The sequence below is a fragment of the Delftia sp. WSY_10 genome, assembly GCF_043104705.1.
Classification (GTDB): Bacteria; Pseudomonadota; Gammaproteobacteria; order Burkholderiales; family Burkholderiaceae_C; genus Comamonas; species Comamonas tsuruhatensis.
Genome location: NZ_JBICKY010000012.1, coordinates 194,177 through 218,734 on the forward strand (window position 1 = coordinate 194,177; position 24,558 = coordinate 218,734).

Annotated in this window: 21 protein-coding genes; 4 read left to right on the forward strand and 17 right to left on the reverse strand. The window is 64.8% G+C overall.

What is annotated here, in order from left to right; genetic code table 11:
• From ACF8ML_RS03010 to ACF8ML_RS03090, 17 genes are all read right to left on the reverse strand, one after another.
• A complete protein-coding gene (locus ACF8ML_RS03010) occupies nt 1-882 on the reverse strand; it encodes an EamA family transporter (protein ID WP_392406251.1) in 882 nt (293 codons plus the stop codon).
• A 105-nt stretch (nt 883-987) separates the two neighbouring features.
• Nucleotides 988-1,710 carry a GTP cyclohydrolase I gene (gene folE, locus ACF8ML_RS03015; RefSeq protein ID WP_016445683.1) on the reverse strand — a complete coding sequence of 241 codons (723 nt, stop codon included), beginning with the start codon at nt 1,708-1,710 and terminating at the stop codon, nt 988-990.
• A 129-nt stretch (nt 1,711-1,839) separates the two neighbouring features.
• A complete protein-coding gene (locus ACF8ML_RS03020) occupies nt 1,840-2,610 on the reverse strand; it encodes an endonuclease/exonuclease/phosphatase family protein (RefSeq protein WP_016445682.1) in 771 nt (256 codons plus the stop codon).
• A 27-nt stretch (nt 2,611-2,637) separates the two neighbouring features.
• Nucleotides 2,638-3,114 carry a dihydroneopterin triphosphate diphosphatase gene (gene nudB / locus ACF8ML_RS03025; protein WP_017406295.1) on the reverse strand — a complete coding sequence of 159 codons (477 nt, stop codon included), beginning with the start codon at nt 3,112-3,114 and terminating at the stop codon, nt 2,638-2,640.
• A gap of 8 nt (nt 3,115-3,122) precedes the next feature.
• Nucleotides 3,123-3,944, reverse strand: a complete 822-nt coding sequence (locus tag ACF8ML_RS03030; protein WP_212644859.1) for a CsgG/HfaB family protein — start codon at nt 3,942-3,944, stop codon at nt 3,123-3,125.
• A gap of 78 nt (nt 3,945-4,022) precedes the next feature.
• A complete protein-coding gene (gene aspS / locus ACF8ML_RS03035) occupies nt 4,023-5,825 on the reverse strand; it encodes an aspartate--tRNA ligase (protein WP_016445679.1) in 1,803 nt (600 codons plus the stop codon).
• A gap of 41 nt (nt 5,826-5,866) precedes the next feature.
• A complete protein-coding gene (locus ACF8ML_RS03040; RefSeq protein ID WP_016445678.1) occupies nt 5,867-6,490 on the reverse strand; it encodes a DUF502 domain-containing protein in 624 nt (207 codons plus the stop codon).
• A gap of 16 nt (nt 6,491-6,506) precedes the next feature.
• Nucleotides 6,507-6,824, reverse strand: a complete 318-nt coding sequence (locus ACF8ML_RS03045; RefSeq protein ID WP_016445677.1) for an FmdB family zinc ribbon protein — start codon at nt 6,822-6,824, stop codon at nt 6,507-6,509.
• Between the two features lie 219 nt (nt 6,825-7,043).
• On the reverse strand, nt 7,044-9,062 hold the full coding sequence (locus ACF8ML_RS03050; RefSeq protein ID WP_392406254.1) for a hypothetical protein: 2,019 nt from the start codon (nt 9,060-9,062) through the stop codon (nt 7,044-7,046).
• Between the two features lie 176 nt (nt 9,063-9,238).
• A complete protein-coding gene (locus ACF8ML_RS03055) occupies nt 9,239-10,687 on the reverse strand; it encodes a sodium:solute symporter family protein (protein WP_338499847.1) in 1,449 nt (482 codons plus the stop codon).
• A 58-nt stretch (nt 10,688-10,745) separates the two neighbouring features.
• The gene (ubiB, locus tag ACF8ML_RS03060; RefSeq protein ID WP_016445674.1) at nt 10,746-12,311 is read right to left on the reverse strand and encodes a ubiquinone biosynthesis regulatory protein kinase UbiB; all 1,566 of its coding nucleotides are present in this window, start codon (nt 12,309-12,311) and stop codon (nt 10,746-10,748) included.
• Entirely contained in the window at nt 12,308-12,946 is a 639-nt protein-coding gene (locus ACF8ML_RS03065) for an SCP2 domain-containing protein (protein ID WP_026062830.1), read from the reverse strand. The genes ubiB and ACF8ML_RS03065 overlap by 4 nt, the downstream gene beginning before the upstream one ends.
• A 30-nt stretch (nt 12,947-12,976) precedes the next feature.
• Complete coding sequence (locus ACF8ML_RS03070; protein ID WP_016445672.1) at nt 12,977-13,999, reverse strand: Tim44 domain-containing protein; 1,023 nt, start codon at nt 13,997-13,999, stop codon at nt 12,977-12,979.
• A gap of 53 nt (nt 14,000-14,052) precedes the next feature.
• Nucleotides 14,053-14,784 (reverse strand): bifunctional demethylmenaquinone methyltransferase/2-methoxy-6-polyprenyl-1,4-benzoquinol methylase UbiE, encoded by a 732-nt coding sequence (gene ubiE, locus ACF8ML_RS03075; RefSeq protein ID WP_012207259.1) that lies wholly within the window; start codon nt 14,782-14,784, stop codon nt 14,053-14,055.
• A 239-nt stretch (nt 14,785-15,023) separates the two neighbouring features.
• Nucleotides 15,024-15,446: a gamma-butyrobetaine hydroxylase-like domain-containing protein gene (locus tag ACF8ML_RS03080; RefSeq protein WP_016445670.1), complete on the reverse strand. Its 423-nt coding sequence runs from the start codon at nt 15,444-15,446 to the stop codon at nt 15,024-15,026.
• A gap of 10 nt (nt 15,447-15,456) precedes the next feature.
• Nucleotides 15,457-15,912, reverse strand: a complete 456-nt coding sequence (locus ACF8ML_RS03085; protein ID WP_047326551.1) for an HIT family protein — start codon at nt 15,910-15,912, stop codon at nt 15,457-15,459.
• Nucleotides 15,912-19,826, reverse strand: a complete 3,915-nt coding sequence (locus ACF8ML_RS03090; protein ID WP_392406255.1) for a DUF3683 domain-containing protein — start codon at nt 19,824-19,826, stop codon at nt 15,912-15,914. The genes ACF8ML_RS03085 and ACF8ML_RS03090 overlap by 1 nt, the downstream gene beginning before the upstream one ends.
• 421 nt (nt 19,827-20,247) lie before the next feature.
• Here ACF8ML_RS03090 and ugpB point away from each other — a divergent pair, with 421 nt between their 5' ends.
• The 4 genes from ugpB to ugpC all read left to right on the forward strand — a co-directional run bounded on the left by ugpB (nt 20,248) and on the right by ugpC (nt 24,505).
• Nucleotides 20,248-21,552 (forward strand): sn-glycerol-3-phosphate ABC transporter substrate-binding protein UgpB, encoded by a 1,305-nt coding sequence (gene ugpB, locus ACF8ML_RS03095; RefSeq protein WP_012207263.1) that lies wholly within the window; start codon nt 20,248-20,250, stop codon nt 21,550-21,552.
• Between the two features lie 123 nt (nt 21,553-21,675).
• On the forward strand, nt 21,676-22,557 hold the full coding sequence (ugpA, locus tag ACF8ML_RS03100) for a sn-glycerol-3-phosphate ABC transporter permease UgpA (RefSeq protein WP_016445667.1): 882 nt from the start codon (nt 21,676-21,678) through the stop codon (nt 22,555-22,557).
• A gap of 2 nt (nt 22,558-22,559) precedes the next feature.
• Nucleotides 22,560-23,408, forward strand: a complete 849-nt coding sequence (ugpE, locus tag ACF8ML_RS03105) for a sn-glycerol-3-phosphate ABC transporter permease UgpE (RefSeq protein WP_016445666.1) — start codon at nt 22,560-22,562, stop codon at nt 23,406-23,408.
• 86 nt (nt 23,409-23,494) lie between these two features.
• Nucleotides 23,495-24,505: a sn-glycerol-3-phosphate ABC transporter ATP-binding protein UgpC gene (ugpC, locus tag ACF8ML_RS03110; protein WP_016445665.1), complete on the forward strand. Its 1,011-nt coding sequence runs from the start codon at nt 23,495-23,497 to the stop codon at nt 24,503-24,505.
• Nucleotides 24,506-24,558: the final 53 nt, after the last annotated feature.

Genomic DNA, 24,558 nt, shown 5'->3' on the forward strand with positions numbered 1-24,558 from the left:
TCAGCCCAGGCCCAGCGCCGTCACACCGACGGCAATGCACACGGCGCCCGCAATGCGTGCCAGGCGATCGCCTTCACGCAGCATGTGCCCGCCGATCAGCGCCGCGAACAGCATGGAGACTTCGCGCGCAGGCGCCACGTGCGACATGGGCGCATCCTGCATGGCGTAGAGCACGAGCACGTAGGCGATGGGGCTGATCAGCGCCACCAGGGCCGCGAAGCGCCACTGCGTGCGCCACAGGCTGCGCGCAGTGGGCAGGTCGCGCAGCACCACGGGAGCGAGCAGGAACACGCGCACGAAGTTGCCCATGTAGTCGATGAGGATGGGCGACATCAGCAGCATCTTCACGCCGTAGCCGTCCACCACGGTGTAGCTGGCGATGAAGGCGCCCGTCAGCAGGCCGTACCACAGGCCCATCCTGAGCCGTTCGCGGGCTTCGGGATCATGGCGCGCGCGCAGCAGGCCGGGGCCTCCCGCGATCAGGAAGACGCCGACCACCACGCCGGCAATGCCCAGCACGCCCAACGAGGAAATCCGCTCACCCAGAAAGAGGATGGCCACCATGGACGACAGCAGCGGCCCCGAGCCGCGCGCCAGCGGATAGACCACGGTGAGATCGGCGCTGCGGTAGCCGCGCAGCAAGGTCACGTAGTAGGCCACGTGCAGCAGGCCGCTGGCCAGCACCACCAGCCATTCGTTGCGGCCCCATGTGGGCACCACATCGCGCCCCACCCACCAGCCCAGCGGCGCCCAGATCACCATCATGATGACCGAGGTGAAGAAGGCAAAGCGCGAATCACCGCCCGCCTTCTTGGCCACGATGTTCCAGCCGGCATGGATGAGGCCGGCAATGATGATCAGGGCAAAGGCTTGCAGCGACATGGGCAGGTCCGGGGAAAGCGGGGCGTGGCGCGGGAAAGAAAAAAGGCCGCGCACTGCGCAGCCTGGGGTGTTGTGTGAGGCGTCCGGGGACGCCACCCCGGGGATTTACTTGCGGCTGGACACCAGCGAGAGGAACTCGCGGCGCAGTTCCGGGTTGGTGAGGAAGGCGCCGCGCATGACGGAGTTCAGCATCTTGCTGTCCATCTCGCGCACACCGCGCCAGGACATGCAAAAGTGCGAAGCCTCCATGACCACGGCCAGGCCGTCGGGGCGGGTCTTGTCGAGGATCAGGTCGGCCAGCTGGATGATGGCCTCTTCCTGGATCTGGGGACGGCCCATGATCCAGTCCACCAGCCGCGCGTACTTCGACAGGCCGATGACATTGGTGTTCTTGTTGGGCAGCACGCCGATCCAGATCTTGCCGATCACCGGGCACAGATGGTGGCTGCAGGCGCTGCGCACCGTGATCGGGCCGACGATCATCAGCTCGTTGAGGTGCTCGGCGTTGGGGAATTCGGTGATGGCGGGCTGCGCCACGTAGCGGCCACGGAACACCTCGTTGACATACATCTTGGCCACGCGGCGCGCCGTGGCGCGCGTGTTGTGGTCGTGCGTGGTGTCGATGACCATGCTGTCGAGCACGCCCTGCATCTTTTCCTGGACTTCGTCGAGCAGTTGCTCGAGTTCACCGGGCTCGATGAATTCGGAGATGTTGTCGTTCGCATGAAAGCGCTTTTGCGCCTGCTTCAGTCGTTCGCGGATCTTGACCGAGACGGGGGTGCCCTCGGCCTGGCTGTCTTGTTTCATGTCGACGAGTTCTCTGAACATGGCTGGCATGGTAACAGCGAAACCCGCAGCATGGCACGCAAGGGATTTTCCACCCAAACGCAGGTTCTGCCCGCCCCGAAAGCTATCAATTCGATAGCAAAAGAGTGGCGTGTGTCAGAGCGGCCAGGGCTAGAGGCGGAATTCCGCAATCAGCGGCAGATGGTCCGACATGCGCCACCAGATACGCCCCTTGGGCACATGCAGGCCCAGCGGCGTGAGGCCGCGCACATAGACGTGGTCCAGCTGGGCCAGCGGCAGGCGCGAAGGATAGGTGGGCACGCTGGGCAATTCGTCGTATTCGTACAGGCCGAAACCGCCCAGCATGCGCTTGATCTGGCCACCCCAGTCGTTGAAGTCGCCAGCCACCACCACGGGCGCGCCGGGCGGCACCTCTCGCTCGATGAAGCGCTTGAGCTGGGAGACCTGGCGCACGCGGCTGCCGGGGATCAGCCCCAGGTGCACCACGATGGTGTGCACGCGCCGGTTCTGCACTTCCACCTCCACATGCAGCAGGCCACGCTGCTCGAAGCGGTGGTCGGAGATGTCCTCGTGCTGGTGGCCCACCACGGGCCAGCGGGTCAGCAGCGCGTTGCCGTGCTCGCCGTGGCGGGTGTAGGCGTTGGTGCGGTAGACGGCTTCATAGCCCAGGGGAGCCAGATACTCCGCCTGCGATACCTGGGGCCAGCGCTCGAAGTACGCGGCCTCCTTGTGGTTCATCTTGCGCACTTCCTGCAGGCAGACGATGTCGGCATCGAGCTGCTCCACGGCGTGGCCCAGGTTGTGGATCTCAAGGCGGCGCGCGGGACCCATGCCCTGCACGCCCTTGTGGATGTTGTAGGTCGCGACGCGCAGTATCGACGGGCCGGGGTCCACCTGATGGGAATTCGCGTTTTCAGTCATGGCGGTTCGGGAACGCAGGTGAGGGGTTCAGTCCGGCTTCGTTGGGGAAAAACGTGGAAGCAGCAAGATGGCCTCCGCATTGGACGGTGAATAGCAGCGCTGGGCAGCCTCACGCCAATGATGCCAAGCAGATGCGGTATGTTCCCTCGGATTCAAGAACACAGGGGTGTAGGACGGAATCCGCAGCCCGAAAACCCTCTCGCGGTTGTGCCATACACCGGGCGCATAGCGGTGCTGCCAGGCAGGGTAGATGGTGTAGATGTTCTCCAGCGCCCAGTCCTGCAGCAGGCAGCCGGGCGCCTCGGCATCGATGCCGGTTTCTTCCCGCACCTCGCGCACCGCGGTCTCGCGCCAGGACTCGCCCTCATGGTCCTTGCTGCCCGTCACCGACTGCCAGAACTCCCCGCCCTCAGGCGCCGCAGCGGTGCGGCGCATCAGCAGCACCTGGCCGTCATCACGGTAGATGACGACCAGCACCGACTCGGGGATCTTGTGGCCGGCCATGGCTGGCCTCAGCTCCTGCCCTGCCCGGCCTTGGTGGCCACCGGCGGTGGCAGCTCCTTGGCCTGCAGCGCGCGCACCTGGAAGACCAGCTGGTTGTGCGCATCCAGAAAGGCAGCGGCGATGACCTTGCCCTCGTTGGTATTGCTCCAGCCCGCGCCCGCAGCGCCCAGGCGGCCCAGCACCATGCCGCCCACGCCCAGATCGGTGGTGCGGGCTGCACCCGTGGCAGCGGCCACCTGCTCGGTGGTTTCGTTGTCCGACAGCAGCAGCGCGGTCTGCGCCTCCTTGAACTTGACCTGCTCGACCAGGCCGGCCAGCCCTGCAATGTCTCGCAGCACCGGGATCATGGCGACCACGCCGGCCAGCCCGCGGCCCGCGTCCTGCTCGCTGAAGGTCAGGCTGGGCGTCAGCGTGTACTGGGCCTCGTAGCCCCGGCCCTTGCGCACCGTGGAGTTCTCGCGCAGCACGCCGGAATTCTTCAGGTCCTGCTCCTGCACCGTGCCGCGCAGGCCCGCTCCCCGGTCCACCACGCGAAAGCACCCGCTTTGCTGGGCCAGCAGCTTGACCAGCGGAACGGGCGAGGCCGGCAGCTGATAGCCCGAGCCCATGACGTAGCCGTTGGGATTCTCGGCCAGGGCCAGCGTGGCCACGGGCGCATCGCAGCGCACGAGTTCGCGCGACCCGTTGTTCGCCCCCAGCGGCCCGGCAGAGCCCGTGATCTCCGAACCGCCCTGCCCCAGCTCGGTCTTCTTCTCGCCGCAACCGGACAGGCCCAGCCCTGCCGACACCACCAACGCCAGCGCCACCGATGCAATGCCTTGAAAACGCATGAAAGCTCTCCGCAAAAAGAAAAACGGCAGAAGCTGCGCCAGCTCCTGCCGTTCCTGTCAAGCCGTGAAGCCTGCTCCTCAGCCCTGCGTGGCCGCCAGCGGATTGCGCAGGCGGATGTGCAGCTCGCGCAGCTGCTTTTCGTCCACGGGCGAAGGTGCCTGCGTCAGCAGGTCCTGGGCGCGCTGGGTCTTGGGGAAGGCGATCACGTCGCGGATGGAGTCGGCGCCCGTCATCAGCGTGATCAGGCGGTCCAGGCCGAAGGCCAGGCCGCCGTGCGGGGGGGCGCCGTACTGCAGCGCGTCCAGCAGGTAGCCGAACTTGGCGCGTGCGTCTTCGGGCGAGATCTTGAGCGCGTCAAACACCTTGCTCTGCACGTCGGCGCGGTGGATACGCACCGAGCCGCCGCCCAGCTCCCAGCCGTTCAGGACCATGTCGTAGGCCTTGGCCAGGCAGTTGCCCGGATCGGTGACCATGAGTTCCTCGTGGCCGTCCTTGGGCGAGGTGAACGGGTGGTGCACGGCCGCCCAGCGGTCGTTTTCCTCGTCGTGCTCGAACATGGGGAAGTCCACCACCCACAGCGGCGCCCAGCGGTCCTCGAACAGGCCGTTGGCCTTGCCGAAATCGCTGTGGCCCACCTTCAGGCGCAGCGCGCCGATGGAGTCGTTGACGATCTTTTCCTTGTCGGCGCCGAAGAAGATGAGGTCGCCGTCCTGTGCACCCGTGCGCTTGAGGATTTCGGCAAGGGCTGCGTCATGCAGGTTCTTGACGATGGGCGACTGCAGGCCATCGCGGCCCTTGGCCACTTCGTTGACCTTGATCCAGGCCAGGCCCTTGGCGCCGTAGATCTTGACGAATTCGGTGTACTGGTCGATCTCGCCGCGCGAGATCTGCGAGCCGCCGGGCACGCGCAGTGCCACCACGCGGCCGCCCTTGGTCGTGGCGGGCGTGGAGAACACCTTGAAGTCCACGTCCTTCATGACCTCGGTCAGTTCGGTGAACTCGAGCTTGACGCGCAGGTCGGGCTTGTCCGAGCCGAAGCGGAAGGCCGCTTCCTGGTACGTCATCATCGGGAACTCGCCCAGATCCACGTTCAGCTGGGTCTTGAAGACCTCGGTGATCATGCGCTGGAAGATGGCGCGGATTTCCTCTTCGCCCAGGAACGAGGTCTCGCAGTCGATCTGCGTGAACTCGGGCTGGCGGTCGGCGCGCAGGTCTTCGTCGCGGAAGCACTTGGTGATCTGGTAGTAGCGGTCGTAGCCGGCCACCATCAGCATCTGCTTGTACAGCTGGGGCGACTGCGGAAGGGCGAAGAACTCGCCGTCGTGCACGCGGCTGGGCACCAGGTAGTCGCGCGCGCCTTCGGGCGTGCTCTTGCCCAGCATGGGCGTTTCGATATCGATGAAGCCTTCCTTGTCCAGGAAGTTGCGCACCTGGATGGCCGTGCGGTAGCGCAGCATCATGTTGCGCTGCATGTAGGGGCGGCGCAGGTCCAGCACGCGGTTGGTCAGGCGCACGGTCTCGGACAGGTTCTCGTCGTCCAGCTGGAACGGCGGGGTGACCGAGGCGTTGAGCACGTTCAGCTCATGGCACAGCACTTCGATCTGGCCGCTCTTGAGCTTGTCGTTGGTCGTGCCTTCGGGACGTGCGCGCACCAGGCCCTTGACCTGCACGCAGAACTCGTTGCGCAGGCCTTCGGCGGTCTTGAACATCTCGGCGCGATCGGGATCGCAGACCACCTGCACATAGCCTTCGCGGTCGCGCAGGTCGATGAAGATCACACCGCCATGGTCGCGGCGACGGTTCACCCAGCCGCACAGGGTAACGGTTTCGCCCATCAGGGCTTCGGTCACGAGACCGCAGTAGTGGGAGCGCATGGCCATGATGAAAAGCTTCCTGCGCCCGGCAAGGGCGCGACAGTTTGTTATTTGGGTTCCGCGGGCACTGCGAGATCCGGTGGAGTCACCACGCCCATGGAAACAATGTACTTGAGCGCGGCATCCACGCTCATTTCCAGTTCGATGCAATCGCTCTTGCGAACGATGACGAAATAGCCGCCCGTAGGGTTGGGCGTGGTCGGCACGAAGACGCTCAGGTATTCGTCGCGCAGGTAGGCGGCAACCTCCCCGCTGGGCGAGCCGGTGACGAAGGCCACGGTCCAGACGCCTTCACGAGGCCACTGCACCAGCACGGCGGTGCGAAACGCATTGCCGCTGTCCGAGAACACGGTATCGGATACCTGCTTGACGCTGGAATAGATGGAGCGCACCACAGGAATGCGGCTGACCACCGCATCGCCCCAGGACACGAGCTTGCGGCCGATGAAGTTGCTGGCCGCCGCACCGACCACGAGCAGGATCAGCAGCGTCAGCACGACACCGAAGCCGGGGATATGGAAGCCCAGCAACCGATCCGGATGCCAGGCCTCGGGCAGGATGGTCAGCGTCTGGTCGAGCGTGCCGATGATCCAGTTGAGCACGCCCAGCGTGATCACCAGCGGAACGATCACCAGCAGGCCGGCGAACAGCCATTTGCGCAGAGCGGACATGAAATGCAAGCCTTGATCAATGGGCCGTTGCAGGCGCGGAGGCAGATGCAGGGGCCGCAGCGGGCGCGGACGCAGTTGCCGCTGGTGCGGCAGAAGTATCCGAGGCAGGAGCATCGGCTGCGGGAGCCGGTGCGGCGGCGCTCTTGCCACCGCTGTTCTTGAAGTCGGTCGCATACCAGCCCGAGCCCTTGAGCTGGAAGCCGGCAGCTGTCAGCTGCTTGGAGAAGGTCTCGGCCCCGCAGGCCGGACAGGTCGTCAGCGGGGCATCCGAGATTTTCCGCAGCACGTCCTTGGCATGACCGCAGGAGCCACACTTGTATGCATAAATAGGCATGGCGCTAATGCTAATACGAGGGAAGATGCAAAACTTTCGATTATAGGCATCCGTCCGATACTGCGGCTGTCTCAAGCCCAATGGCCCAGGCGGGGCAGGCCACAAGGCGCGCGTACAGGGCCGGCAACTGGTGGCCTCCAATGAGAAATGCCAGTCGCGGAGACTGGCATTCCATCAGGCCCGACCGCCCCCGCTGCCGGGGGCTTGCCGCATCCGTGCTCAGCGCCGTACCCGGCCTCGCTGCGTTCCCAGGCCCGCCAGCATGACGGCCAGGCCCATCAGCACCAGGGCAGGCACCCCGGTGGCGGGGACCGGCTCCGGCGCCAACGCGGCAGCAACCACCAACTCCTGGTCACGCGAATTGTTGGCCGGCTCCGGGTCCGTGGTTCCACTGACCGCCGTCACGGTGGCTGTGAGGCTGCCCTGCGTGGTGGGCGTGAAGCTCACCGTGCAGGCAATGCTTGCGCCAGAGGCCAGCGGCGTGCCTGTCGGCACCGCAGGCGTGCATGAGGTGCTGGCATCTGCCGGCAGCCCTGCGATGGAACAATTGGCAAAGGCCGCCGCATTGGGGCCGGCATTCGTGCAGACGAAAGAGCCCTTCACGGGAACACCCACGTTGGCGGTGGCCGGCAGCGTGACGCTGGTGGCCTGCATGTCGGCCCGCTCCACGGGATTGAAGGGGTGTGCCTTGGTGTTGTTGGCCGGCACCGGATCCACGGTGCTGCTGCTCGCCGTCACCAAGGCCGCGATGGTGCCCGTTGTGGTGGGCGTGAACTGCACCGTGCAGGCAATGCTGCCGCCCGATGCCAATGGCGAGGCCGTGGGAACGCTGGGTGTGCAGGACGTGGTCGCCCCGGCGGGCAGGCCGGAGATCACGCACGAGGCCGCCGTGGCCTCACTGGGGCCGGCATTGGTGCAGCTGAAGCTGCCGGACACCGGCGCGCCCACCGTCATGGTCAGGGGAAGCGTGATGGAGGTGGCCTGCATGTCGGCCGCTGGCGCAACCGCCAGCACAGCCAGTGTGGCCGGCTGGTTCAGGCCAATAAGACTGAGGTTGGAAGGACCGTTGGTGAAGCTGCCTGTCGCGGTCGGACGCACGTCGAGGCTCACCTCGCAAAAGGCGGCACCCTGGGCCAGGTCTCCGTTGGACACGGTCACGGTACTGCCACCTGCTGCCGCCTGCACGGTCGTGCCGGGGCAGGTGGTGCTGGCATTGCCCTCGACGACCAGTCCTGCAGGCAGGTTGTCGGTAAACGACCAGCCTTGCTTGCGCAGCAGATCGGTCGTATTGGTGATGGTCATGGTCAACCGGGAGACCTGCCCGAGTTGGATGCTGGCAGGCGAGAAGGCCTTGTCCAGCTGCGGCGTCACGTCGATGATCTGCGCGTTGTCGATCGACGAATCGTTGCCCATGGAGCCGGTCTGGTCGTTGTGCAGAACAAACCCGACAGAGGTCCCGCTGAAGAGCAGTGCTCCCGGAGAAGTCACCGTCTGGGCCACAGCGGTCTGGGTGCCGGCAATACCGATAGGTGTTGTATTGAATGACTGTCCACCCACGCATGGATTGATCGCGGTCGTGGAGATGGGCAGCTCCGTACCAGCGTCATTGATCAGGGAAAAACGCAGCAGCGGGGCGACAAATCCCGACGAGCAGAAGGTCGCCACCACATCGGTACGGGCCGTGAGGAATCTGCTGCTGGCACTTTGTGCAATATTGGTGGCGGTGCGAAAGGCAATTGCGCCAGCAGGAAAGGTCCCATTCGCTGTAAGCATTGCCATGACGTGATTGTTGCGTGCAGCCGCCGCACTCTGGCCCTGATAGCGCCCGGCGACCTCGGCCATCTGCTGCAGGTTGTTCCAATTGCCATGGTCCGAGCAGGCCGCAATCATCACCGTCGAACCTGGAGCCTGGCTGAAGGACGTCACTATGCCATTGCACTGGTTGGCGCTCATCCGGTACAGGGGGTCGGCGGTGTACGTCTGTCCCGCAGGGGCCGCGCCCTTGTAGGCCAGCAGATCCCGCCCCTCCGTGTCGATGGGGGGTGTCTGCAAGTTTTCGAAATCCTCGCTCCAGACAATGACCGGCGCGACCGGGATCCTCGGTGCAGCCATTGCCACCTGGCCGCACAGGGCTGGCACAAGCAAGGCGCCTCCAAGCCCTCCCCATCGCAATCGGACGCCGGCAGCAGTCCGCAGCCTCAGCCGGCAAGTCTTCGCAATCAGTTCCAGTGTTCTCATGACAGTGCTTCCTCCCAAGCGTTTGATTTCGGAGGTCCGCCGTACTGTCAGGATCTGTGCTTCATACCGCACATGTCAGCATCTTGGGACCTCCATGATCCCAAGCGCCAACTTTATAGAAAATAACTATCGATAATTGTGATCAATTGTTTTCCAGGTCACATTCAGGCATGCGTTTACCTTTCGGGCCTGAACTCAAGAATGTCTGCGCTGCGATTGGCCAGCCACTGGGGTGCCAGTGACCCGGCCAACATCCCCGTCACAGCCGCCAGCAGTCCCGCCAATTGCTGCGGAAATGCCTCGTGCAAAGCCGGCGTGGCCATGAAGACCACCCACACGCCAATGCCCAGTGCCACGGCGCAAATGGCGCCCTGCGTGGTGGCGCGCTTCCAGTACAGCCCGAAGACCAGCGGTACGAAGGCACCGACCAGCGGCACCTGGTAGGCGCTGGAGACCAACTCATAGATGGGCGTTCCTTCCATCTTGATCGAGTAGGCCAGCACGCAGATGCTGAAGACGAGCACGCTGATGCGCATGGCCAGCAGCATTTCCCGGTCGCTGGCCTGGGTGCGGAACTGGCGCCAGATGTTCTCGGTGAAGGTCACGCTGGGTGCCAGCAACGTGGCCGAGGCACAGGACTTGATGGCCGACAGCAGCGCGCCGAAGAACAGCACCTGCATGACGAAGGGCATCTTGTCCATGACCAGGGTGGGCAGCACCTTCTGCGGGTCCTGCCCGAGCAGCTCCGCCGCCTCCTGCGGCATGATGATCAGCGCGCTGGTCACCAGGAACATGGGCACGAAGGCAAAGAAGATATAGGCCGTGCCGCCGATGACGGTACCGCGCGTGGCGGCCTTTTCGCTGTTGGCCGACATCACGCGCTGGAACACGTCCTGCTGGGGGATGGAGCCCAGCATCATGGTGATGGCCGCGCCAAAGAAGAAGAGGATGTCATGCCAGCTGGGTTCGGGCCAGAACTGGAACAGGTCGCGGCTCACGGCCAGGTCGATGACCTTGTCGGCACCACCGGCCATGTCGCCCGCAAACCAGGCCAGCACCACGAGTCCGACCACGAGGATGATCATCTGCAGGAAATCGGTCACGGCCACCGACCACATGCCGCCGAACAGCGTGTAGGCCAGGATGGACACCACGCCGATGGCCATGCCCACGGGAATGCTGACCATGCCGCCCGACAGCAGGTTGAAAACCAGGCCCAGCGCCGTGACCTGGGCCGAGACCCAGCCCAGGTAGCTGAGCATGATGATCAGCGAGCAGACGATCTCGATGGAGCGCCCATAGCGGTGGCGGTAGTAGTCGCTGATGGTCAGCAGCGTCATGCGGTAGAGCTTGCCCGCGAAGAACAGGCCCACCAGGATCAGGCACATGCCCGCGCCGAACGGGTCCTCGACCACGCCGCGCAGGCCGCCCTCGATGAACTTGGCGGGCACGCCCAGCACGATCTCCGAGCCGAACCACGTGGCAAACGTGGTGGTGATGATCATGTACATGGGCAGATGGCGCCCGGCAATTGCAAAGTCGGCCGTGTTCTTGACCCGCCTGGCCGCCCACAGGCCGATGGCTATGGTCACGAACAGGTAGGCGATCACCATTGAGAGCAGCACGCTGGCACTCCTGATTCAAAGTGGGAAAAGTCAGAGGGCTTGAAACCCGTCGGTGTTCTCAGTACCAGCGCAGGCGCACCACCAGTTGCAGCAGGATCAGCGCGATCACAAAGCCTATGCCCGCGCTGACGATAGCCTGAAGCAGGCGGTTGGTGAGCTTTTGCTGCTGCAGCAGTTCCTTGAGCAGTTCGTCGTGCTCGCCGGAGTTGCGCGTGAGCCGGCGATGGATCAGGCGCGGCAGCTCGGGAATGAGCTTGGCGTAGCGCGGCGCCTCGGCCTGCAGCTCGCGCCACAGCCGCTGCGGGCCCATCTGGTCCAGCATCCATTTTTCGAGGAAGGGCTTGGCGGTGCTCCACAGGTCCAGATTGGGGTCCAGCTGGCGGCCCAGGCCTTCGATGTTGAGCAGCGTCTTTTGCAGCAGCACCAGCTGCGGCTGGATCTCGACATGGAAGCGGCGCGAGGTCTGGAACAGGCGCATCAGCACCATGCCCAGCGAGATCTCTGCCAACGGACGGTCGAAATACGGCTCGCACACCGCGCGGATGGCGGCTTCCAGCTCGTCCACGCGCGTGCTCGGCGGCACCCAGCCGCTTTCGATGTGCAGCTCGGCAACGCGCTTGTAGTCGCGGCGGAAGAACGCCGTGAAGTTCTGCGCCAGGTATTCCTTGTCGTACTCGGTCAGCGTGCCGACGATGCCGAAGTCCAGCGAGATATAGCGCCCGAAGGTCTCGGGCTCCAGGCTGACCATGATGTTGCCCGGGTGCATGTCGGCGTGAAAGAAACCGTCGCGGAACACCTGGGTGAAGAAGATGGTCACGCCGTCGCGTGCGAGCTTGGGGATGTCGACCCCGGCCTCGCGCAGGCGCTCGACCTGGCTGATGGGCACGCCCTTCATGCGCTGCATGACCATCACGTCGTTGCGGCAGAAATCCCAGTACACCTCGGGGATCAGCACCAGGTCCAGGCCTTCCATGTTGCGGCGCAGCTGCGCGGCGTTGGAGGCTTCGCGGATCAGGTCCAGCTCGTCGTGCAGGTAGTTGTCGAATTCGGCCACGACCTGGCGGGGCTTGAGGCGCTTGCCGTCGGCCGACAGCCGCTCGACCCAGCGCGCCATCATGTGCATGAGCGCCAGGTCCTTGTCGATCACGGCCTTCATGCCCGGGCGCAGCACCTTGACGGCCACATCGCGCTGCACGCCGTTGCGGTCGCTGATCACGGCAAAGTGCACCTGCGCGATGGAGGCACTGGCCACCGGCTCGCGCTCGAAGCTCACGAAGATCTGGTCCAGCTTCTTGCGGAAAGCACGCTCTATGGTGTCCACCGCAATCTGCGAATCGAAGGGCGGCACGCGGTCCTGCAACCGGGCCAGCTCCTCGGCCACGTCGGGCGGCATCAGGTCGCTGCGCGTGGACAGCACCTGACCGAACTTCACGAAGATGGGGCCCAGCTCCTCCAGCGCCTCGCGCAGGCGCTGGCCGCGCGGCTTGTCCAGCCGGCGGCCCAGGGTGAGCACCGCGCGTGCGCGGCGCATCCAGGGATGCTCGAAGCTCGACAGCACCAGCTCGTCGAGTCCGTAGCGGAACACCACCCAGAGGATGGTCAGCCCGCGAAGAAACCGGCTCATGGCTTGTCGTTCTCGAAACCGGGCAGGGACACCACGGGGGAACCAACGGGCGCGCTGGCGGGCGCTGCCGAACGTGCGGCTTCAGGGGCGGGGGCATCGGCATCGGGCTTGCCGGCCATGCGGGCGCCCACGAACTGGCGCAGCGCCTGGGCAGCGCTGCGGGCCACCTTGGCCACGGTGTGCGCGGGCGCATCGCCGATGATGCGGGCGAGGTCTTCCTCCACATCCCATTCGACGTGGTCCACCAGCCAGTTGATGTCGGCGGCCAGTTGCACGTCGCCTTCGATGCGGATGGAGGGCTTGTCGCCGCGCAGGGCCACCTGGGCCAGGGCCAGTGCGGAGGTCTCGGTCACTTCGAGCAGCAGATCGGGCTGCGCGTCTTCAGGCGCCACGTTGAACAGGCCGGCCGGCGTGATCTGCAGGGCCATGGAGTAGCCGCGCCACTGCACGCGCGCCACGCGGCCCTTTTGCCGCACCAGGCGCTCGGTGGCCTCCTTTTCCTGCATCAGCACATGGTTGAGGAACAGCACGATGCGCTGATGCACCTCGCTGACCAGCCATTGCGGCGGTTGCGGGCCGGCCATCACGCGTTCCATGAGGCCGTTCAGGAAAGAAAAAGGGGACTGTGTTGCCATAGTCCCCGATTATTCCCGAAGTGAGAGGAATTACTGCAATGCCTGGACTCCGGCGACCAGCCATCCGCTGCTGCCGCTCTTGGGCTTGGTCATGTTCCAGACTTCGCGGAAGGGTGTGGGACCTGCCGAGGCGTCCTCGCGGATCATGCCCGAGAATTCCACGCTGGCCATGTAGTCATTGCCCAGGTCCTCGATGCCCAGCAGTTGGGCGTCGATCATGACCACGTCGGTCTGGTTGGGCTGGCCGGGACGCTGGGCCTCGCGTTCGCTGAGCTGGCCACGGATCTCGGTCAGCATCTCGTCGGTCATCATGGCGCGCAGCGACGCGATGTCGGAGCGGTCCCAGGCCGATTGCAGCGTGACGAAGTTGCGCTTGGCAGCGGTGAGGAAGCCCTCGGTATCGAAGCCTTCAGGCACACCCCAGTTCTGCGAGCCTGCCAGGGCCGAGCCGATCTGCACGCCGGAGCCCGAGCCTGCAGCCAGGGCGGCCGGCTGATGGTTCTGCTCCCAGGGACGGGCCGATGCGTCGTTGCCGACCTTCTCGGGGTTGTACTGGCGTGCCAGCGGTGCGCTGTCCACGTTGCCACCGATATTGCCGGCACCGGCAGGCGCTGCGTTCTGGAAGGCAAAGGGGCTGGACGATGCCTGCTGCGCGCCAGCCGCTGCACGGCGCGAACGCATGACCATGCCCACCACCACCATGATGACCAGGGCCAGCAGGCCGATCAGCAGGAACTGGCCGAAGGCGGCGCCCAGGCCCAGCGAGCTCGCCAGCCAGGCCAGGCCCAGGCCAGCGGCCAGGCCGCCAAGCATGGCGCCCCAGGGCTTCTTGGCGGGAGCAGCTGCCGGTGCAGTGGCCGGCTTGCCTGCAGCGTTCTGTGTGGCGGCGTTCTGCGGCGGCGTGTTCTGTGTCGGCGCGCGCGCGGCTTCACGCTGCGTCACGTTGCTCGACTGCTTGCCCACCGATCCGCCACCGCCCATGCGCTTGGCGTCGGCCGTGCCGTGGACCACCACCAGCATCGCGACCAAGACCATAGACCATAGCTTTTTCATGTCATCTCCTCGAATAATCGTGTTGCCGTCACCTCACCGAGCACCTCACGCGCTCAGCACTTGATTCCCACATGCAGCGCGGCAATGCCGCCCGTCATGTTGTGATAGTCCACATGGCCGAAGCCGCATTCCTGCATCAGGCGCTTGAGATCTTCCTGGCCGGGGTGCATGCGGATGGACTCGGCCAGATAGCGGTAGCTGGCGTCATCGCCCGCCACGAGCTTGCCCATGGCCGGAAGAATCTTGAAGGAGTACCAGTCGTAGGCTTTCTCCAGGGGCTTGGCCACCTTGGAGAATTCCAGCACCAGCAGCTTGCCGCCGGGGCGCAGGACGCGGTTCATTTCCTTGAGCGCCGCATCCTTGTGCGTCATGTTGCGCAGGCCGAAGGCCACGCTGACCAGATCGAAATGGTTGTCCGGAAACGGCAGGGCCTCGGCATCGCAGACCATGGTGGGCAGGATCACGCCCTTGTTGATCAGCCGGTCCCGGCCCACACGCAGCATGGCTTCGTTGATGTCGGTATGCACCACCTGGCCGGTGGAGCCGACCTTCTTGGCGAAGGCCAGGGCCAGGTCGCCCGTGCCGCCCGCGATGTCCAGCGCCTTGTCGCCTTCCTTGAGGTTGGCCACCATCACCGTATAGGCCTTCCAGGCACGGTGCAGACCACCCGACATCAGGTCGTTCATGACGTCGTAGCGCGAAGCGACCGAGTCGAACACGCCGCGCACGCGGCTGGCCTTCTCGCGCTCGTCCACCGACTGGAATCCGAAATGTGTGGTGCTCATAACAACGATGCTAAGCAAGCAGTAGTAATGCGTACAGCGACAACCCCGTGTGGCCACGGGCTTTGCCGGGCAAGGGTTATCAAGAACAAACAGCCTGAAACGCCTTCAAACAAAGACTTTCAAGCTATTTTTAATATAGCACCACCCCCAATAACCCTGTGCTGTGCAAAGGTCCTGAATGTGGCGCTGCGGGAACGGCGCGGCAGACGCCGCGCCCCGGCCCCTGCGTGCGTAGTGCGTCAGTGGCTGCCGCAGCCGTGCCCGCCGCCGCCGGCCTTGCCGGGCATGGGGGTGTCGCGGTCCATGCCGGATTCCTGCAGGCGGTCCAGGTACTGGGTCCAGAACTCGTCCTGGCGGCGGCCCAGTTCGTAGAGGTATTCCCAGGTGTACAGGCCGCTTTCATGCCCGTCGCTGAAGAAAGGCTTGATGGCGTAGTTGCCCACGGGCTCGATGGCCGTGATGGCCACGTCGCGCTTGCCGGTCTGCAGCACTTCCTGGCCCGGGCCATGGCCTTGCACCTCGGCCGAGGGGGAGTACACGCGCAGCAGCTCGAAGGGAATGCGAAAGCTTGCGCCGTCGGAATAGGCCACTTCCAGCACGCGCGATGCGCCATGCACGGTCAGGGCTTCGGGAGTTGGGGTGTCAGGGGTCAGGCCGGCCATGCGGTGCTCCTCATTCAGTGGCGGGGTGCTGCTGCCAGGCATCGAGTGCCTGCGACAGCGCCGTGTCTATGGCTGGCAAGCGCGCTGCCACCTCGGCCTCGCGATCGCCATTGCGCGGGCGCTGGGCAGCAGCCCAGACCGAGCCCGGAAAATGGCTGTCCCATTCGAAGCGCGCAACCACATGCCAGTGCAGGTGCGGCACCATGTTGCCCAGCGCCGCCAGGTTGATCTTGGCCGGCGCAAGGCGCTCACGCAAGACGCGCTCGACCACGACCACGGCATCCATGCAGTGCTGGCGGTCGGCGGCATCCAGGTCGGAGAACTCGGCCACATGCGCATTCCAGACCACGCGGTAGAAGGCCGGGAAGCCCTCTTCCTGGGCGCGGATCACTCGCAGGCGCCGGCCGCGCCAGACGGGCAGGCCGCCTTCTGTGGCGCACAGGGGGCAGGAAGCGGAAGCAGCCATCAGACCAGAACCCGTTCGATGCCGCCGGCGTTGGCGCGCTGAACATATTCGGCCATCCAGTTCTCGCCCAGGATCTGGCGCGCCATCTCGACCACGATGTAGTCGGCCTCCAGCAGGCCGTTGTTCATGTCGCCGCCGTAGCGCGACAGGCCCTGCAGGCAGCTGGGGCAGCTGGTGAGGATCTTCACGTTGTCCTTCTCGGCCAGGGCGCCGCTGGCGCGCAGCGCGGCCTCGCCCTTTTTGAGTTCCTCTTCCTTGCGGAAGCGGATCTGCGTGGAGATGTCGGGGCGCGTGACGCCCAGCGTGCCCGATTCGCCGCAGCAGCGCTCGCTCTTGATCACGCCGTCGCCGACCAGGGCCTTGACGGTCTTCATGGGGTCCTGCAGCTTCATGGGCGAGTGGCAGGGGTCGTGGTAGAGGTAGCCCTCCTTGCCCTGCAGCGTCACGCCCTTTTCCAGCAGGTACTCGTGGATGTCGATGATGCGGCTGCCCGGGAAAATCTTGCCGAACTCGTAGCCCTGCAATTGGTCGTAGCAGGTGCCGCAGCTGACCACCACGGTCTTGATGTCCAGGTAGTTGAGCGTGGTGGCGACGCGGTGGAAGAGCACGCGGTTGTCCGTGATCATCTTCTCGGCCTTGTCGAACTGGCCGCTGCCGCGCTGGGGATAGCCGCAGCACAGGTAGCCGGGTGGCAGCACGGTCTGCACGCCGGCATGCCAGAGCATGGCCTGCGTGGCCAAGCCCACCTGGCTGAACAGGCGCTCGGAGCCGCAGCCGGGGAAGTAGAACACCGCCTCGGTGTCCGCGTTCGTGGTCTGCGGGCTGCGGATGATGGGCACGTAGTCCTTGTCCTCGATGTCCAGCAGGGCACGCGCCGTCTTGTTGGGCAGGCCGCCCGGCAGCTTCTTGTTGACGAAGTGGATCACCTGCTCCTTGAGCGGCGCGCGCCCCACCGAGGCCGGCGGATGCTGGGTCTGCTTCCTGGCCAGGCTGTGGAGCACGTCGGAGGCCAGGCGCTGGGCCTTGAAGCCCACGCCGACCATGGCCGAGCGCATGAACTTGATGGTGTCCGGGTTGGTGGCGTTGAGCATGGCCATGGCCAGCTTGTTGCCGGGCCGGAAGCTCTTCTTGTCCATCTTGCGCAGCAGATTGCGCATGTTCATGGTCACGTCGCCGAAGTCGATCTTCACCGGGCAGGGGTTGAAGCACTTGTGGCAGACCGTGCAGTGGTCCGACACGTCCTCGAACTCCTGCCAGTGGCGCAGCGACACGCCGCGGCGCGTCTGCTCCTCGTACAGAAAGGCTTCGACCAGCAGCGAGGTCGCCAGGATCTTGTTGCGCGGGCTGTACAGCAGGTTGGCGCGCGGCACATGGGTGGCGCACACGGGCTTGCACTTGCCGCAGCGCAGGCAGTCCTTGACCGAGTCGGCAATGGCGCCGATGTCGCTTTGCTGCATGATCAGCGACTCGTGCCCCATCAGGCCGAAGCTGGGCGTGTAGGCGTTGGTCAGGTCGGCGAACATCAGCGATTCGCGCGGCGAGCGGCCGTCATGGCTCTGGCCCACCACGGCCTGCAGCTTCTCGTTGCGGATCAGCTTGCCCTTGTTGAAGCGGCCTTCGGGGTCCACGCGCTGCTTGTAGGCGGCAAAGGGCGCCAGTTCGTCGTCGCTGAGGAATTCCAGCTTGGTGATGCCGATGCCGTGCTCGCCCGAGATCACCCCGTCCAGATGGCGGGCCAGCACCATGATGCGCGCCACGGCCTCATGGGCGGTCTGCAGCATCTCGTAGTCGTCGCTGTTGACCGGAATGTTGGTGTGCACGTTGCCGTCGCCGGCGTGCATGTGCAGCGCCACCCAGACACGGCCCTTGAGCACGCGCTGGTGAATGGCATTGACTTCGGCCAGCAGCGGCTGGAAGGCCGCGCCCGCGAAGATCTGGGCCATGGGCGCCTTCAGCTGGGTCTTCCAGCTCGCGCGCAGCGTGTGATCCTGCAGTTGCTGGAAGAGGTTGTCCACGTTGTCCAGCCAGCCCTGCCACAGCGTGCGCACATCGGCCACCAGGGCCAGGGCCTGCTGCACGCGGTCCTCCAGCAGTTCGGCCGAAGGGATGTCGCCCGCATCGTCCTGCTTGCCCAGGGGCAGGTCGCCGTGCTGGAAGAAGTCCGTCAACGCGTCGCACAGCTTGAGCTTGTTGCGCAGCGACAGTTCGATGTTGATGCGCTCGATGCCGTCCGTGTACTCCCACATGCGGGGCAGCGGGATCACCACGTCTTCGTTGATCTTGAAGGCGTTGGTGTGGCGCGAGATGGCGGCCGTGCGCTTGCGGTCCAGCCAGAATTTCTTGCGCGCCTCGGCGCTGACGGCGGTGAAGCCTTCACCGTTGCGCGAGTTGGCGATGCGCACCACCTCGGCGGCCACGCGGGCCACATCGTCGGCGTTGTCGCCGGCAATGTCGCCCAGCAGCACCATCTTGGGCAGATGGCCGTTGCCCTTCTTGCTCTTGGTGGCGTAGCCCACGGCCTTCAGGTAGCGGTCGTCCAGATGCTCCAGGCCGGCCAGCAGCACGCCCGAGCGCTTTTGCTCGGCGAACATGAAGTCCTTGATCTCGACGATGCTGGGCACGGCGTCCTTGGCGTTGCCGAAGAACTCCATGCAGACCGTGCGCGTGTGCTCGGGCATGCGGTGCACCACCCAGCGCGCGCTGGTGATCAGGCCGTCGCAGCCTTCCTTCTGGATGCCGGGCAGGCCCGACAGGAACTTGTCGGTCACGTCCTTGCCCAGGCCTTCCTTGCGGAATTTCTGGCCGGGAATGTCCAGCCGCTCGCTGCGGATGGGGGTCTTGCCGTCGGCCTCGAAGTACTGCAGTTCGAAGCTGGCCATCTCGGCGTCATGGATCTTGCCGAGGTTGTGGCCCACGCGCGTGACTTCCAGCCACTGCGCATCGGGCGTGACCATGCGCCAGGACACCAGGTTGTCCAGCGCCGTGCCCCAGAGCACGGCCTTCTTGCCGCCCGCATTCATGGCGACGTTGCCGCCGATGCACGAGGCCTCGGCCGATGTGGGGTCCACGGCGAAGACGAAGCCCGCGCGCTCGGCCGCATCGGCCACGCGCTGCGTGACCACTCCGGCCTCGGTGAAGATGGTGGGCACCTCGTGGTCCACGCCGGGGATGCGGCGCATCTCCACCTCCGTCATGGCCTCGAGCTTTTCGGTGTTGATCACCACGCTGCGCCAGGTCAGCGGGATCGCGCCGCCCGTGTAGCCCGTGCCGCCGCCGCGCGGAATGATGGTCAGGCGCAGCTCGATGCAGGCACGCACCAGGGCGGCCATCTCGGCTTCGGTATCGGGGGTGAGCACGACGAAGGGATACTCGACGCGCCAGTCGGTGGCGTCCGTCACATGGGCCACGCGCGACAGGCCGTCGAACTTGATGTTGTCCTTGGCCGTGTGGCGGCCCAGGCTCTTTTGCACCCGGCGGCGCAGTTGCTCGGCCTCGACGAAGGTGGCGTTGAACTCATGCACGGCGCGGCGCGCCGCATCCACCAGCTGGCCCACCAGCGCATCGCGCACGGGGTCCTGCTGCGGAGCACGGCGCTTGTCGATCTCGCCCAGGCGGTGCTCCAGTGCTTCCACCAGCGCCTTGCGGCGATCGGGGCTGTGCAGCAGGTCGTCCTGCAGGTAGGGATTGCGCTGGACGACCCAGATGTCCCCCAGCACCTCGTAGAGCATGCGGGCTGAGCGGCCCGTGCGCCGCTCCTGGCGCAGCTGGTTGAGCACATCCCACATGGAAGTACCCAGCAGGCGGATCACGATCTCGCGATCGGAAAACGAGGTGTAGTTGTAGGGAATCTCTCGCAGACGTGCAGGTTCGGCTGCCTGTGCCTGCAGGGCCGCCAACGCAATCGGTACATTCATGGGGGTAGACCGTGTCTGGCGCTCTAGGGGCGCCGCTAAGCCAAGTGGGAGCGCAATTTTAAGCGAGCCCCTCGAAGGCCCGCTTCCTACGGGGCTCTGGGCGGCTCGCCGTCTTGCCCTGAGACGCCAGCCCTCGCCAACACCACGGGGCAGACACGCCCCGGCGAACCGGCCTTATACAGAAAGAGCACAAACGAGCCAATACGAACAACCCGTGCTTTTGAAACGAAATGGTATTGACCTAAAATAGCGCCGCTTCGCGTGTCATTTTTTGTCACACGACTGACATACGGGACCAGCGGCTCACCGGGTTTGGCCTGTAGTGCGGTAAGAAGCATCCGAAAACAATGACACAGACATGTCATGCCCCTGCCTTACCGTGGCAGCGGTCTGAAACCGTCACCGAACTAGAGGAGTCCTCATGCAACTGAAGCAACTGGCCATGGCGGCCGCGATCGCGGCCACCACCATCTCGGCACAAGCCCAAACCGAAATCCAGTGGTGGCACTCGATGAGCGCGGCCCTGGGCGACTGGGTGAACGACCTGGCCAAGGAGTACAACGCCAGCCAGACCCAGTACAAGATCGTGCCGACCTACAAGGGCCAGTATGACGAGTCCATGACAGCTGCCATCGCCGCGTTCCGCGCCGGCAATGCACCTGACATCCTGCAGGTCTTCGAAGTGGGCACGGCCACCATGATGGCCTCCAAGGGTGCCGTGGTTCCGGTCACCAAGGTCATGAACGACGGCGGCTTCAAGTTCGACCAGGGCGAGTACATCTCCGCCGTGGCCGGCTACTACACCGCCCCCAACGGCCAGATGATGAGCTACCCGCTCAACAGCTCGACCACCATCTTCTACTACAACAAGGACGCCTTCAAGAAGGCGGGCCTGGACGAGAACAAGCCGCCCAAGACCTGGCCCGAAGTGTTCGCCGCCGCTGAAAAGCTCAAGGCCTCGGGCCACCGCTGCGCACTGACCACGAGCTGGATGAGCTGGACCCAGCTGGAGAGCTTCTCGCTGTGGCACAACACCCTGTACGCGACCAAGAACAACGGCTTTGACGGCACCGATGCCAAGCTGGTGTTCAACTCGCCGCTGCACGTCAAGCACTTCGAGAACCTGGCCAAGGCCGCCAAGGACGGCAGCTTCGTCTACAAGGGCCGCGGCAACGTGCCCGACGCCGCCTTCGCTTCCGGCGAGTGCGCGATGATCACGGGCTCCTCCGGCCTGTACGCCCGCGTGGTCAAGGAAGGCAAGTTCGCCTTCGGCCAGTCGCAGCTGCCCTACTACGCCGATGTGAAGGGCGCTCCCCAGAACACGGCCATCGGCGGTGCTTCCCTGTGGGTGATGGCTGGCAAGAGCGCCGAACGCTACAAGGGCGTGGCTGACTTCTTCAACTTCCTGAACAACACCAAGATCCAGGCCGCCAGCCACCAGCGCACCGGCTACCTGCCCGTGACCACCGCTGCGTACAAGCTGACCGAGGCTTCGGGCTTCTACGAAAAGCATCCCGGCACCGACACCGCCGTGACGCAGATGATCCGCAAGACCACCGACAAGTCGCGCGGCATCCGCCTGGGCAACTTCGTTCAGATCCGGACCATCATCGATGAGGAAACCGAACAGATCTGGACCGGCAAGAAGACTCCCCAGCAGGCACTGGACACCGCTGTCACCCGTGGCAACGAGCAACTGGGCCGCTTCGCCCGGGCCAACAAGTAATCCTCCCATGTGATCTGCGGCGTGGCCGCTGCGCAGGCAGCCCGCACCGTGCATCACAGGCCCGCAACCGGCGGCCCCACGGCCATCCGGTTTGCGGGCTGTTTTGTTCTACCGAGTTCCGTCATGGAAAAACGCGTTCTTTTTCGATCCGCCTGGCTGCCGTGGCTGCTGATAGCACCACAGATGGTCATCGTGCTGGTCTTCTTTTTCTGGCCCGCAGGCCAGGCCATCGTGCAGTCTTTCCAGGCGCAGGATACGTTTGGCTTTTCCACCGAATGGGTGGGCTTCGCCAACTTCCAGCATCTGCTGGATGACCCTGCCTACCTGGCCTCGTTCAAGACCACGGCCATCTTTTCCCTGCTGGTGGCGGTGTTCGGCATCGCGCTGTCGCTGATGCTGGCCATTTTTGCGGACCGCGTGATCAAGGGTGCGCTCGCCTACAAGACCGCCTTGCTGCTGCCCTATGCGGTGGCGCCCGCCGTGGCAGGCGTGCTGTGGGTGTTCATGTTCTCGCCGTCCATCGGCGTCGTGGCCTATGCGCTGCGCATGATCGGCTATGACTGGAACCACCTGCTGAACTCCGGCAACGCCATGACGCTGATCGTCATCGCCGCGATCTGGAAGCAGATCTCCTACAACTTCCTGTTCTTCCTTGCGGGCCTGCAGTCCATCCCCAAGTCGCTGATCGAGGCCGCCGCCATCGACGGCGCGGGCCCCATGCGCCGCTTCTGGGACATCCAGTTCCCGCTGCTGTCGCCCACCACCTTCTTCCTGCTGGTGATGAACGTGGTCTATGCCTTCTTCGACACCTTCGGCATCGTGGACGCCACGACCCAGGGCGGTCCGGGCCAGGACACCTCCATCCTGGTCTACAAGGTCTATCACGATGGCTTCAAGGCCATGGACATGAGCGGCTCGGCTGCCCAATCCGTCGTGCTGATGGTGATCGTGGTTGCACTCACCGTGATCCAGTTCCGCTATGTTGAGAAGAAAGTGCAGTACTGATCATGGTTGAACGCAGTCCTCTTCTGACCTTTTTCTCGCACCTGATCATGGTGCTGGGCGTGTTGATCGTCGGCTTTCCGCTGTACCTGGCCTTCGTGGCCTCCACGCACACGCCGCAGGACATCATCCAGGTGCCCATGCCCCTGGTGCCCGGCAGCAACTTCTGGGAAACCTACAAGGCCGCGCTGTTCGGCGGCTCGGGCCCTGGCTCCAGCGCGCCCGTGGCACGCATGATGTGGATCAGCTTCGTCTCGGCCATGGTGATCACCGTGGGCAAGATCGCGATCTCGCTGCTGTCGGCCTTCGCACTGGTGTACTTCCGCTTCCCGTTCAAGAAGATCTGCTTCTGGCTGATCTTCGTGACCCTGATGCTGCCCGTGGAAGTGCGCATCGGCCCCACCTACGAAGTCGTCTCCACGCTGGGCATGCTCAACAGCTACGCCGGCCTGACGATTCCGCTGATCGCCTCGGCCACGGCCACCTTCCTGTTCCGCCAGTTCTTCCTGACGGTGCCGGACGAGCTGGTGGAGGCCGCCCGCATCGATGGCGCCGGCCCCATGCGCTTCTTCAAGGATGTGCTGGTGCCTCTGTCCAAGACCTCGATCGCGGCGCTGTTCGTGATCCAGTTCATCTACGGCTGGAACCAGTACCTGTGGCCGCTGCTCGTGACCACCTCGGAAGACATGTACCCCGTGGTCATCGGCATCAAGCGCATGGTGGCCAGCGGCGATACCGGCAACGACTGGAACGTGGTGATGGCGACGGCCCTGCTGGCCATGCTGCCGCCCGCTGCCGTGGTGATCCTGATGCAGCGCTGGTTCGTCAAGGGCCTGGTGGACACCGAAAAGTAAGCCGTCCACCGCCCCCACCCACCGTATAGAACCCCGCAGAGCAAGCGCCAGCGCCCTTCGCTCTGCGACTCAACCAGAATCTTCGTATGGCATCCATTTCCTTTCGCAACCTGATCAAGCGCTACGGCCACGGCCCGTCGGCCAACCAGGTACTGCACGGCGTTAACGCCGAAATCCAGGACGGCGAGTTCGTCGTCATCGTCGGCCCTTCGGGCTGCGGCAAGTCCACCCTGCTGCGCATGGTGGCGGGCCTGGAAGAGATCTCCGACGGCCAGCTGCTGATCGGCGACAAGGTCGTCAACGACGTGGAACCGGCCAAGCGCGACATCGCCATGGTGTTCCAGAACTATGCGCTGTACCCGCATATGTCGAACTACGAGAACATGGCCTACGGCCTGAAGATCGCCAAGGTGCCGCCCGAGGAGATCAAGCGCCGCGTGGACAAGGCCGCCAAGATCCTGGAGCTGTCGCACCTGCTGGACCGCAAGCCGCGCCAGCTGTCGGGTGGCCAGCGCCAGCGCGTGGCCATGGGCCGCGCCATCGTGCGCCAGCCCAAGGTCTTCCTGTTCGACGAACCGCTGTCCAACCTGGACGCCAAGCTGCGCGGCCAGACCCGCATCGAAATCCAGAAGCTGCACGCCGAGCTGGGCATCACCAGCCTGTTCGTGACCCACGACCAGGTCGAGGCCATGACCCTGGCCCAGCGCATGATCGTCATGAACGGCGGCGTGATGGAGCAGTTCGGCACACCCGAAGAGGTCTACCACACGCCTGCCTCCACCTTCGTGGCCAGCTTCATCGGCTCGCCCCCGATGAACCTGCTCAAGAACGCGCCCGGCGGCACGGCCGGCCGCATCCTGGGCATCCGCCCCGAGCACCTGGTCGTCGTCAACGAAGGCGGCTGGGAAATCAAGGTGGACACCGTGGAAATGCTGGGCGCCGAGCGCCTGGTCTATGGTTCGCTCAATGGCGAGACGATGACGGTACGCATCGACGAAGGCGCGCCCTTCCCCAAGTCCGGCGAGACCATGCGCGTGCGTCCTTCCGAAGAGCGTCGCCTGCACTGGTTCGACGCAGAAAGCGGCAAGCGGATCTGATCCCCTGAAGGCCGGCTCTCCGACCTTTTCCAAGAGAGCCCCAGAGGCTCTCT